We start from the raw sequence: 12,635 nt of genomic DNA, 5'->3' as shown, positions 1-12,635 counted from the left end.
CTCACTGATTTAAAGTGCAAATTTATTACAAACATAAAAAACTATCCGTATAAAACGAATAGTTTTTTTAAGATTACTTTACAATCGATTCTTTTGATAATTTCTCAATAGTTGGGATATCCGCAGGTGCCCATTCTAAAGCTGATAGCTCATTCGGATGTAACCATTTAATTGCTACATGCTCAGTTAAAACCGGACTTCCCTCAACAAGTTTACAATAAAAAGTTTTCAAATGAACAATACCAAAATCATACTCATAGGCTGTATAATCAATTTGTTCACCAATCTGCACGCTACAATGCATTTCTTCATCAATTTCACGCTTTAACGCCTCTTGAGGTGTTTCTCCCTCTTCTATTTTCCCACCTGGAAATTCCCACATAAGAGGTAGCGATTTAGATGGTCCTCTTTGCGCACATAAAACTTTCTCTTCTTGGACAATTACTGCTCCAACAACATAAATATTTTTCTTCATTATGTCCTCCTTAAATCTCACAGAAACTCTATACTTTATGTTTCCACACTTTATAGACTGAAAAATGCCTTTTATATCTTTTAACGACTAATATATTTTTAATCAGTAAGCTAGATTTTATCTAACCCTATCTAGCCCTTTTAATGTAATTAGCCTAACACTCTCATCTCTTTTATATTATATAGAAGTAACTACAAAAATAAAGCATGATTGAATACTTCCCTCTTAAGCCTCTTTTTTCACCATCTCTTCATACCTAAAATTACTCTCCTCCAAAAACCCCCTACTCTCCCCACTATCCTTATAAAACCCCTCCCAACCCCGCTCCCTCAAAATCCCCTTCCAACTCTCACTCTCTACCATCTTCTTAATAACACCATCCCAATAAGCAACCTCTTCCTCCGTCATATCCTTTGGCCCCATAATTCCTTTCCAGTGCTGGAAGATGACGTCGATCCCTTGTTCTTTCCACGTTGGGATTTCTGGTAGTCGGTCTAGTCGTTTTGGTGCTGATACGGCTAGTATTTTTATTTTGCCGGCTTTGTATTGTTTTTCGGCTTCGGATAGGGTCATGGTTGCGGCGTTTATTTGTCTGTTCGTTAGGGCGTTTATGATTTTTTCTTTGTTTTCGTAGACGAAGAATTGTAGTTCGGCAGGGTTTATGCCGAAGGCTTTGCTTACTTGTACGAAGGATAAGTGATCGTCGTTTCCTAAGCCGGGGGCAACGCCGATTTTGAAGTTTTCCTTGTTTTGTTTTAGTTGTTTCATTAGTTCGTTTGCGTTTTCTATGTTTGAGTCTTTTGATACGACAACCACTTCCCAGTCCGATGCAAGTGTCGCGAGCGGCGTGAAGTCTTTATATGTTAATTTACTGTGGCCTAGTAGGTTGTTTGTTATGAGTAAGCTTGAGTTAATCGCCAGTACGTGACCGCCTTTTTGTTTCGTATATTTCCATCCGACATCACCACTGCCACCTACTTTGTTTGTGACTGTGATTGGTTTTGTGAAGATTTTTTCTTCTGCCAGCGTTTTTTGCATCGCCCGTGCTGTTAAGTCCCAGCCTGCTCCTGGAACGTTTGGCGCAACGATTTCTACTTTGTCGATGTTCACTTTATTCGTATGGGATTTTTCCGAGGAACAACCAGTTATTGCTCCTGTCATGATCCATATACATAGTAATAATCGTTTTTTCATAGCCCTCGTCCTATTCGGTATTTTCGTTCTGGTCGTCCGATAATGCCGTATGTGTACTCTACTGTGCATTCGCCGGTCGCTACTAAGTATTCTAAATATCTTCTTGCGGTTGTTCTGGAGGCCCCCATTTGTTCTCCCATTTCTTCTATTGTAATGCCCTCTTCGAATCCTTTTATAATGCCTTTCACTTTTTGCAGTGTTAACGGATCAACACCTGTCGGTAAGTTTTTTATGTCTTGTGTTTGCGAAGTCCCGAAGAAGTTATCGATGAATGCTTGATTTACTTCATTGTTACTATGTAATAGTTGCTTCTTTCTTTTATAGTCTTCAATTGTGCGAACAAATTTTTCTAACGTGACTGGTTTTATAAGGTAATTGCTTACTCCGTTTCGAATTGCTTTTTCTAGCATATAGTTTTCATTCGCCGCCGTTACCATAATGACGTCAACGCTTGGAAAGTCAGCATGAATTTGTGGTAATAAGTCAGTTCCAATTCCATCTGGTAAGTAATTATCTAATAGAAGTAAATCAATTTCTTCCTTTTGTAGTAGTTCCATCGTTTCTTTCGCGTTCAATGCTTTTCCGATCACTTTTACATCCTTTATTTTCAATAAAAACTCTTCCTGAATTTGCGCTACGCGAAAATCATCTTCTGCAATTGCAACCTTCAACATATGTCCATCCCCCTGTTTGTCATGTACTTTCTCTCAATGTTTTCGGAAGGTAAATTGTAAAAATAGCTCCCCCATTTTTCTCGTTTTGAATTTCAACTGTTCCTTCTAGTAGATCTACCATTTCTTTCACGTTTGCTAGCCCGTAACCACGATCAGTTCCTTTCGTTGAAAATCCTTTTTGAAAAATGGTCGTAATTTTTTCTACCGGTATTCCTATCCCACTATCTATCACTTCAAATACAATATCGTGTCCTATATCCGTAACGAAGAAGGAAACTCTATTCTCCTCTTGCCCACTCACCGCATCAAACGCATTATCGATTATGTTTCCAAGGATCGTAATAAGGTGTGAAACTTTTATATGGTCTGGTAACGGATGAAGCGCACTATCTCCTTCAATATGAAAATCAATTTTCTTCTCAGATGCTGTTCCGATTTTTCCTAATAAAATAGCTTGTACTTTCGCATCGTGAATTTGATGGAATAAAATATGGTTTTGGCTTTGATGAATGTTAGATTCTTGTTGGATAAATTCAATCGCTTCCTTGTAATGTCCTAACTGAAGTAATCCTGATAAGACGAAAAGTTTATTTGTAAATTCATGCGTTTGAGCACGTAAGTCCTCTGAATACTTTCTTACCTCAGATATCGTATTCACTAAGTTTTGCAGTTCTGTTTTATCTCTAAAACTACATACAACGCCTACCGTACTATTATTTTCGAGTATCGGCGTCATGTTTAAAATAAACACTTTATCTTGAAACGCGATTTCTTGATCGCTTTCTAACACTCTCTCCATATTAAATTCCGGTAAAACTTTTGAAATGTGCTGCTGCATATAATCGCCATTTACATAAAGCATTTCTTCTGCCGAGGTGTTCATCATCGTAATAAAACCGTTTTGATCAATAGCTATAATTCCTTCTTTTATAGATAGTAGTATCGCACTTCTTTCACGGTATAACGCTGCGATTTCATTCGGTTCTAAACCGAGTGTATCTTTCCTGATGCTACGCGCTAAAAGAATGCCACCAACAATGCCGACTAATAATACTGCTAATGAAAAGAGCATAATTTCTTTCGTTCTGCTCAGTATGTTAGATTCAATACCTTTTATTGAAAACTCTACTGTCACAACGCCTACTACTTGATCGTAGTCTCCGTTATGAACAATAATAGGTGCCTTCGCCATTAAAGCTGGACCACTTGTACCATTTCCTTCGAGTGTATAATAACCACCAAAAGTAAGTGCCTCATAGTTATACGGGTTGTTACTCTTTGTTCCAATCAACTCCGAATTAGCATGTGAATACATAACCCCATAGCGATCTTCTATAATGACATAATCCGCAACAGCTTGCTCACGAACTTGTTCCGCAATGGATTGAATGGTACTTTTATGCTCGTTATATTGAAAAGCCTCTTTTATCGCTGGCATAAAAGAAAGAGATTTAGCCGTTTGCAGCGCTAACTGTTCTACTTGGCGCTTCGTATCAACGGACTGAATGTAAACAAATATTCCCGCTAATAGGAGAACGACAAATAAAATTAACGCGATAATTAAGCTTACTATTTTCGTTTGTAATGACACTTTGCGTGATTTTTTCATACCCCATACCCTTTGATAAAATATTCAAAACTATCAATCTCCTTTTTCTATTATTATGACAAAACTGAAAATGAAGCAACTATTAAAAATATCCATGTACATAAAGTACAAAAAGAATAAAATTGTCATAATATTGAGATTTCAAATAAAGAACAGTACAATTCAACTACAATGAACGCGCTTTCATAATTATTGTTTTATTTATAAGCAAGAGGAGGAATTAGTATGGCTCAAGTAAAATCAAACCGAGTCGCCGGCAATATTTTCAAAGGTTCTGTCGGCAATTTAATTGAATGGTACGACTGGTACGTTTACTCTGCTTTCGCTGTTTATTTTTCAGCAGAGTTCTTTCCTAAAGGAGATCCAACGAGTCAGTTACTGAACACAGCAGCTATTTTCGCAGTTGGATTTTTAATGCGCCCTATCGGAAGTTTATTAATGGGACGCTATGCGGATCGGCACGGACGCCGGGCAGCCTTAACGCTTTCCATTACAGTTATGGCCGGTGGTTCTTTAATTATCGCCTGTACACCGAGTTACGAAAGTATCGGTATTATGGCGCCAATTATTTTAGTTCTTGCTCGGTTACTTCAAGGGTTGTCACTCGGCGGAGAATATGGAACTTCCGCAACATATTTATCTGAAATGGCTAGTAGTGGACGCCGTGGTTTTTATTCAAGCTTCCAATATGTAACGCTCGTTGCCGGACAGATGGTTGCGTTAGGAGTTCAAATTGTTCTTCAGCAATTACTAAGCGAACCAGATATGAAAGCTTGGGGATGGCGTATTCCATTCATTATTGGAGCGATGGGTGCAGTAGCTGTATTATGGCTTCGCCGTACGATGGATGAGTCGGAGCAGTTCTCAAACATAAAATCACAAAAACGCGAAAGCGCAGGAACCGTTCGTGCACTTATGAAACACCCGAAAGCAGTATTAACAGTAGTCGGCCTAACACTAGGAGGCACTGTTGCATTTTATACGTACACAACATATTTACAAAAGTTCATGGTAAACACAGTCGGCCTTCCGAAAGAAGTTGTAAGCTGGATTAACTTTGTCGCACTACTTATTTTCGTCGTACTTCAACCGATTGCAGGGCTACTATCCGATAAAATCGGACGACGCCCACTATTAATGGCATTCGGTATTCTCGGAACATTACTAACAGCGCCGATCTTCTTCTTCATGGAAAAAACGACAGAACCAATCGTAGCATTTTTACTCATGATGGTCGGTCTCATTATCGTTACTGGTTACACTTCCATTAACGCAATTGTAAAAGCAGAACTCTTCCCAACTGAAATTCGCGCACTTGGCGTAGGTTTACCATATGCACTAACCGTTGCGATATTCGGCGGAACAGCTGAGTTCATCGCATTATGGCTAAAGAGTATCGGAGTGGAATCACTGTTCTACTTCTACGTAGCTGGATGTATCGCTATAAGCTTTATTACGTATTGGCGTATGGATGAGTCATCTAAAACTTCGCAGATTGAGGCGGAGCTTGGTGGTGGGGATAGTTTAGTTAATAATAAGTCTAGTTAAAATTTATGTATTCTATGTTCTTCGTTTCTCTGAACTCGATTTACTTTATCTAAGAAGGCATAATTTATTAATATATAATTTAAAAACCTTTGGATATTGGTTCTATAAACAAAAGATATGGCGATGGTGCAAGAAATACTCAATTATAGCACCCTACAAATTACACTGAAATATATTGGTATCAACAAGGTAGAAAAAGACAATATACTAGATACACTTTGTATTTAATTCAATACATATTTCTAATAATATCCCCAGTAAGTACTCATGAACCTAAAATATATTGAAATTAATAAAAAACTAAAATAGCATCAAGAACTTGCAGATTTACAATATTAAATATCTATCAATATGATTTATTCTATTGATAGATATTTAATTAATTTTACACTTCAGCTAAGGCTTACAAGTATCTCGTATGACTTGTCTCAAAATCCCTATTGATGTTAAATTTATTCATTTTTAAGACTAGAAACAAATTAATATAGTAAATTCACATTTTAGGGGTACTCTCCCATCACCATCAAGCTAATATTTTAAAGTACTCCCAAAATAAAATTGTTAGCTCTCTACAGTTATTTATGTGAATTCAGCTCGTTTTTTTGTTTTGGATGAAAATTATGTTTGAACTTGATAGCAATGTGGTGCTGCCCCTATTAGGCAAATTCGACAAAGAAAAGACACCCAAAGGTGCCTTCCTCCGACTTAAACCATCTTAATTTTATTGTGTTGTTATTATATAAGAAAAGAAGACATCGCCTAAGATGTCTTCTTTTACTTGTACACTTGGTGTTAAGAAGGTATTTATTGCTTAAAAACCATAAAAAAATATAACAATCATCGAGTAAACCTATTATAGCATCAATAAATAGAGTTTTTATATGCATTTTTACATATATATGGATTTATTTATGTTTTATATATATAGTTAAATTGTCTGTTTCTTGTTTTAATTCGTTTGTTTATTTTGAGTGCTCCAGCAATGGAGCCTTTTTTTATGCAATAAAACATTTTCTTAGCATTACTTAGTTGATCTATATTAACTTTACCCTCTTAATTATATCTATATTTTACCAAATAATTATATAGATAACCAGTTTTTTCTAATAATTTAGCGGATTGATAATTTTAATGTTAGTTGTTAATACTTATAGAAAAATTCATCATGCAATGAAAATTGAGAAATCAAGAATTATAAAAAACTTATAGTATCTTTGGGAAAAGTACATTTATAATTTGTATATTAATATGTTATAATTTAATTTCTAAAACTACCAAAAAAGGACTGCCAGTAATGGTGGTCTTTTTTATACTGGTGAGATTGTACTAGGTTGAGCAAAAAAATGGAACCGAAAAAGTTATTTCTAATGAGGATAGCCTTCTTATGATGAAGTTTAATTCAGTGAATCTGCAAGCAAACATAAAAGAAGGAAAAAATTACGATTTTACTTTACGTGGATATAGAGTACCTATACTTTCATGGTTTCCAAATTTAGATGGTGCCGAACCACAAAATTAGCACTATTCTTTAATAAAAAATCCGACTCATTTTTTAATGAGTCGGATTTTTTATTAAAGAGCTATTTCGTATTAATTTGTGCCATCATTTAATATGCTATTTTTAAATGATTTCCAAATTTGATAACTAATTATCTAAATTTCTAAATTCTATACCGCACTATCAATTAGACAATTATTAAATATATCTTCTATCTAAAACATCGTATTATCATTAGCTGCTTCACTTGGAATCTCTTGAATTACATCCCAGTGTTCGACAATCTTTCCATCCTTGATACGAAATATATCCACTATAGCAACTCCCTTATCTTGAGAATTAGTACGAGAATGTACATGAAGAGCAACTGTATCCCCTTCAGCTACTACACGTTTAATCTCTGCAGAGGAATTAGGATTTTTAACAAAATCCTCCTTAAAGAAATCCATGAAGGCTTTTCGTCCATCAGCAACAAAAGGATTATGTTGCTTATAATCTTCGCTAACATATTTAGGGATAATATCGATATTATGTTTGTTAAAAACTTCATTATAGAAATCAACTACCATCTTTTTATTCTTTTCATTTTCTTTCACTTCTTTTGATACAGAAGCAACATTCTCGCTCTTTATTGAGTTCCCTTTGTTATTACCGGTGGAAGCTTGATATACCAAAGTCGAAACTACTCCTAAAATAAATACAGAAATAATTGTTATGATTAAACTTTTCTCTAATTTCATATATACCTACCTCTTCTACTTAAATAAGTTTTCTTCTATAAAAAGTTTGAAGAAGGAGAAACCTTCCCCAAAATGTAATGTCAGGGGTAATGTTAGGAATTTCATTTATCCTAACCTCCCCCTATACAAAGCATATTAGAAACGATTAACTCTAACTTAATACCTCATTAACAGTTGCACTGTCCACAATTTGAATAAACTTCTTAACCTTATCGTTCTCATCAAACTTATAAAGATGACAAAAATCTGCTACAAATGACTTACCTGTAGCTTTATATGTTCCACTATATTTTCCATACACAATAACAGTATTGTTATTAAAAGTATAAATTTCATCTTTAGCGCTATAGTCATCCCATTCCGTGCCAAGACGTTCATGTACGTTTTTCACTACTTCATCTGGACCTATATAAGTACCTGCATATGGAAACCCAACAGCTTCTGTCCAAGATACATTTTCACTTAAATACGTTTTGAACGCATCCAATTTCCCTTCGCCAGTTAACACATACGTTTCATGTAATAGTTTTTGATATTTATTCATATCATTAACCCCAAGGCATTTCTTTTGTTACAACTTTTGCACTTAATTCTAATACACCTTTATTTGCATAGCCTGGATATGCTGCTTCAAGTTTTGCCACAAAATCTTTTGAAGTTCCACTTTCCTCAGAAGCTTGAATCGCAGTTCTTAAATAATCCATTGTCGCAGTAAGTGCTTGATTATTTAGGGATTTTTCGATTGATCCATGGCTAGGTACAATTATGTCAGCATGTAATGCTTGTAATACTTTCAAGTTCTCAATCCACGCCTCCATAGCCACTTTTGAGCTAGTATCCGCTAAGAATACATGTATTTCGTTAAATACATCAATACCACCAATTAATACTTTTAGTTCTTTATTAAATAGGCTAGTTCTGTAATGATCTAAGCCTACTAGTTCAAATGTTAACCCCTGAAAATCAATCGCTTTTTCTTTAAACACTTGAGGTAATACCACGTTACTTGGTGCATTTTCTCCAAGAGCGTCTTTCCAAACTTTTAATTTTCCTAAGACAGAATGAACGATATGTTCAACAGTGGACTCTGTTGCATACGCTATAGCTTCTGGGTAAACAGCTTTAATGCTCTCTAATCCAAAGTAGTAGTCTGGATCCCCATGAATAATAAAGATTTTATCTAAAGATAAGTCGTTTTTTTTCAGATACTCAACAATTTCTTTCGAATCAGATTGAGTAAATTTTGAGTTTATTAAAAATGCATGTCCTGCTTTCTCAACTAATGTTGCTGTGACCATAAAGCTTTTTTCATCCGAACTAAACACCGTTAATTTCACATCTTGTTGATTTGTATCGATTGTTTTAAACATAGTATGTTATTCTCCTTTTGTTAAAGTTATTAACTAATTATCATATTTTTATCTTGTTCCGATAAAGTGAAACTTTAATCAGTGGGGGTTTTGTTCATCCCCCACTGATTATTAGCCCACACCAATCGGACTTTTACGGACAATTGATCCCCCACCTAACTTCTTTGCTTCCACTGAATTTTGAGGTGGGGGTCTTACTGCCCGTTAAAGCGGGATAAAATCTCCCACTCCCATTCATCTGAAAGTGTAATAGTACTGGCGAATATTCCGGAGATGAATGTCAGGTGGCCTAAGATAATATGTTTGCTACTATATCCTAAATTTTCTTAATATAAATTTTTAAAACGCGCTTCAATTTTATCCGGCGTCATTACGCCACCACCAATAGGAATAATTTGATTATCCTTTTGTAAAAGTAAGGAAGGATAGCTATTAACACCAAGCTGTCGAACTTTATTGAAATCATTTTGGACATCTATTATTGTTTCTTGAGCGTTTAAACGTTCTAATACTTGTTCAGGGTCCAAACCATGCTCGATTGCAATTTTGCGATATGTTTCAGGATCACTCAGACTTTGGCCCTCATAATAAAACGCTTTTTGCATAGCCGAAGTGAATTCTAATAAACGGTCTGGCGCTAATGAGCGTAAAGCTGAAAAACCAATTGCAGCATCTTTCGAATTCATTTTAAAAGTCCCTTCCTCCACCAATTTTTGATATGAAGGACCAAATTCAGCACCTGTAAGTTGATTAATTCTTTTATTTCCTTCTTCTATATATGAGAAGTTTTTCATTGGTAAATTATCTAAAAATAACCCTCCACATAAAACCGTTAATGGCACTTCAGTGTGGTTTTTGTAAAATCCTTTAATACTTTCTGAAAAACCATAGCACCATCCACAATATGCATCCCATACGTAAATAAGGTTATCTTGTTTCGTCTCCATTTAAATCTCCTACCTTTTTTTTATTATCCAGCTCAACTAAATTTTTGGTTTATATAAGTACACCTTTTTATACCTTGTTCTTTTTTTAGATACCTTACTAGATTTCCCCAAAACTAATATTTCCAAAGAAAGATCCACCAAGGTTTTTAACAAAAGATAACGTTGCACCTTATTGCCCCGTAACAGAAAATACTAAAGCTTAGAATATGCATTGATTTGAATGTGTTAGTAACTTTCTACACCGGGTGGCAACGTATGGACCACCATCCTTAATTAAATATATAAATCATATTTTTAGCAGATATTAGTTGTAACTAAATTGATTACATCTTTATGTAACTATTTTAGTTACAACTAATATAGAAGTCAATTCTTTTTTTCGAAAACATTAAATTTCTACATTAATCTACAACCAATCCCACTCTTTAAAAAAATATATCAACGATTATTCGATTATATCGATCGTAACTCCGAATATATCAACGTTTCGACACAACATATCGATTTACCGACAAATTTCGAGCGCGTTATCTCCTAAACTAACAACCAATCCCACATCACGTTCACCTGCAAAGAAAAAAAGCACCAGGTCCCCCTAGTGCTCTCCCTCTAAAACAAATGACAAGCCACCTCATGCCCCTTCGCAATCTCAACCATCTTCGGTACTTCCTGTGCGCATTTTTCAGTGGCGAATTTGCAGCGCGTTCTGAATTTGCAGCCGGATGGTGAGTTTAGTGGGCTTGGTACTTCTCCCTCTAGGATGATCCGTTCTTTGCCTGTGTTTGTTGGATCTGGTTCTGGCATAGATGAGAGTAGTGCTTGTGTGTATGGATGTGCCGGTTTTGTGTATAGGTCTTCACTATCGGCAATTTCTACTATGTTTCCTAGGTACATGACTCCGATTCGGTCTGATATGTGTCTTACCATGGATAGGTCATGCGCGATGAATAAATATGTGACGCCTGTTTCTTCTTGGATGTCTTGCAGCATGTTTACGACTTGTGCTTGGACTGAGACATCGAGTGCTGAGATTGGTTCGTCACATAGGATAAAGTCTGGTTTTACAGATAGTGCGCGCGCGATGCTAATGCGCTGGCGCTGGCCTCCACTAAATTCGTGCGGGTAGCGATATAAATGTTCTTCTTTTAATCCTACCTTTTTCAGAAGGTCTAAAATGATTTCTTTTTGTTCTTCTTTTTCGTAGGAACCGTGAATGTTCATCGGTTCGCTAATAATTTGGAATACGTTCATTGCCGGGTTTAATGATGCGTATGGATCTTGGAAAATAATTTGCATTCGTTTTCTATATTCTTTTAGTTCACTTTCTTTTAAACTTGCGATATCTTTTCCGTCGAATAAAACGTTACCTGAAGTGACATCGTGTAAACGAATGATGCTTCTTCCTGTCGTAGATTTTCCGCAACCTGATTCTCCTACTAACCCGAATGTTTCACCCTTTTTAATTGTGAAGCTTAGGTCATCGACTGCTTTTAATTGCTCTGTTTTTCTACCAAATAGTCCTTTTTTAATAGGAAAATACTTTTTTAAGTTCCGAACTTCAATTAAGTTTTCTTCATGCATGGAAATCACCTACCGCCCTATCATTTAACCAACACATGGAACGTCTTTCGTTTCCGATTTCAAAATATGGTGGACGTTCTTTTTCACAAATATCCATCGCATGCGGGCAACGCTCTGCGAATGGGCAACCTTGTGGCGGGTTTAATAAGTTTGGTGTTACACCTTGAATAGGAGCAAGTCTTTCTTTTACGCCGTTCGATATTTTTGGCAAAGAGTTTAATAACCCTTTCGTATATGGATGATTCGGCGATTGGAAAATATCAAGTACAGGTCCTTCTTCCATAATAAGTCCGCCATACATAACGATAACGCGCGTACAGTTTTGCGCGACTATTCCTAAGTCGTGCGTAATAAGAAGTAACGCCATATTCGTTTCGTTTTTTAAGTTTTTCATTAAATCTAGTATTTGTGCTTGTATCGTTACGTCAAGTGCAGTCGTCGGTTCGTCCGCAATGAGAAGGTCTGGGTTACACGACATAGCCATTGCGATCATAACCCGCTGCTTCATACCACCGCTTAGTTCATGCGGATATTGTTTTACCCTTTCTTCTGGCGACGAAAGGCCGACTTGTTTTAACAAGTTAACTGCGATTTGCTCAGCTTCTTTCTTTTTCACTTTTTGATGCCTTATAATTACTTCCGTCATTTGTTTCCCAATTTTTACGACTGGATTTAGCGCTGACATTGGGTCTTGAGAGATAAGTGAAATTTGATTTCCTCTAATAGAACGCAATTCTTTTTCAGATTTAGAAAGTATGTTTTCATTATGAAAAAGGATTTCCCCTTCTTTCACTTTTCCTGGTGACGTAACGAGAGACATAACAGACTTCGCCATTACACTCTTCCCGCTTCCAGATTCCCCAACGATACCGACTACTTCTCCTTTATTTAAGCGAAATGTAACGCCGCGAACCGCTTCAACTTCGCCACTTTCTATGAAAAAAGAAGTCTTCAAATTTTTCACTTCTAGTAGTTTTTCAGACACGCTTCTCACTCCTT

The 12,635-nt window shown here is 36.0% G+C and carries 11 protein-coding genes and 1 pseudogene; 2 read left to right on the top strand and 10 right to left on the bottom strand.

From position 1 onward, the window contains the following. Positions 1 to 73 precede the first annotated feature (73 nt). The 4 genes from MRP26_RS09300 to MRP26_RS09285 all read right to left on the bottom strand — a co-directional run bounded on the left by MRP26_RS09300 (position 74) and on the right by MRP26_RS09285 (position 3,952). On the bottom strand, positions 74 to 475 hold the full coding sequence (locus tag MRP26_RS09300; protein WP_098680027.1) for a (deoxy)nucleoside triphosphate pyrophosphohydrolase: 402 nt from the start codon (positions 473 to 475) through the stop codon (positions 74 to 76). A 225-nt stretch (positions 476 to 700) separates the two neighbouring features. Then, positions 701 to 1,669, bottom strand: a complete 969-nt coding sequence (locus MRP26_RS09295) for a tripartite tricarboxylate transporter substrate binding protein (protein ID WP_197241391.1) — start codon at positions 1,667 to 1,669, stop codon at positions 701 to 703. Then, positions 1,666 to 2,343 carry a response regulator gene (locus tag MRP26_RS09290; RefSeq protein WP_197241392.1) on the bottom strand — a complete coding sequence of 226 codons (678 nt, stop codon included), beginning with the start codon at positions 2,341 to 2,343 and terminating at the stop codon, positions 1,666 to 1,668. Before MRP26_RS09290 ends, MRP26_RS09295 begins: the two co-directional genes overlap by 4 nt. Positions 2,344 to 2,362: 19 nt before the next feature. Continuing rightward, on the bottom strand, positions 2,363 to 3,952 hold the full coding sequence (locus tag MRP26_RS09285) for an ATP-binding protein (RefSeq protein ID WP_197241393.1): 1,590 nt from the start codon (positions 3,950 to 3,952) through the stop codon (positions 2,363 to 2,365). A gap of 225 nt (positions 3,953 to 4,177) precedes the next feature. Here MRP26_RS09285 and MRP26_RS09280 point away from each other — a divergent pair, with 225 nt between their 5' ends. Together MRP26_RS09280 and MRP26_RS09275 are read left to right on the top strand one after the other, a co-directional pair. Further along, positions 4,178 to 5,500, top strand: coding sequence for an MFS transporter (locus tag MRP26_RS09280; protein WP_197241394.1), 1,323 nt, complete (start codon positions 4,178 to 4,180; stop codon positions 5,498 to 5,500). 85 nt (positions 5,501 to 5,585) lie between these two features. Continuing rightward, positions 5,586 to 5,728, top strand: a pseudogene (locus tag MRP26_RS09275) (tyrosine-type recombinase/integrase); the annotation flags it as partial. Positions 5,729 to 7,213: 1,485 nt separating this feature from the next. On the opposite strand, the gene MRP26_RS09270 reads toward MRP26_RS09275, so the two are convergent. The 6 genes from MRP26_RS09270 to MRP26_RS09245 form a co-directional block, all read right to left on the bottom strand. After that, complete coding sequence (locus MRP26_RS09270) at positions 7,214 to 7,738, bottom strand: nuclear transport factor 2 family protein (protein ID WP_000764214.1); 525 nt, start codon at positions 7,736 to 7,738, stop codon at positions 7,214 to 7,216. 151 nt (positions 7,739 to 7,889) lie between these two features. Beyond that, positions 7,890 to 8,282, bottom strand: coding sequence for a nuclear transport factor 2 family protein (locus MRP26_RS09265; protein ID WP_197241396.1), 393 nt, complete (start codon positions 8,280 to 8,282; stop codon positions 7,890 to 7,892). Between the two features lie 4 nt (positions 8,283 to 8,286). After that, positions 8,287 to 9,108, bottom strand: a complete 822-nt coding sequence (locus tag MRP26_RS09260; RefSeq protein ID WP_197241397.1) for an MBL fold metallo-hydrolase — start codon at positions 9,106 to 9,108, stop codon at positions 8,287 to 8,289. 326 nt (positions 9,109 to 9,434) lie between these two features. Continuing rightward, positions 9,435 to 10,055 carry a DsbA family protein gene (locus tag MRP26_RS09255; protein ID WP_000448622.1) on the bottom strand — a complete coding sequence of 207 codons (621 nt, stop codon included), beginning with the start codon at positions 10,053 to 10,055 and terminating at the stop codon, positions 9,435 to 9,437. A 609-nt stretch (positions 10,056 to 10,664) separates the two neighbouring features. Next, entirely contained in the window at positions 10,665 to 11,636 is a 972-nt protein-coding gene (locus MRP26_RS09250; RefSeq protein ID WP_000544135.1) for an ABC transporter ATP-binding protein, read from the bottom strand. Continuing rightward, a complete protein-coding gene (locus MRP26_RS09245; RefSeq protein WP_197241398.1) occupies positions 11,629 to 12,621 on the bottom strand; it encodes an ABC transporter ATP-binding protein in 993 nt (330 codons plus the stop codon). The genes MRP26_RS09250 and MRP26_RS09245 overlap by 8 nt, the downstream gene beginning before the upstream one ends. Positions 12,622 to 12,635 lie beyond the last annotated feature (14 nt).

This window comes from Bacillus sp. CCB-MMP212, from assembly GCF_022748145.1.
Taxonomy (GTDB): domain Bacteria; phylum Bacillota; class Bacilli; order Bacillales; family Bacillaceae_G; genus Bacillus_A; species Bacillus_A cereus.
This window is presented reverse-complemented; position numbering and strand designations above follow the sequence as displayed.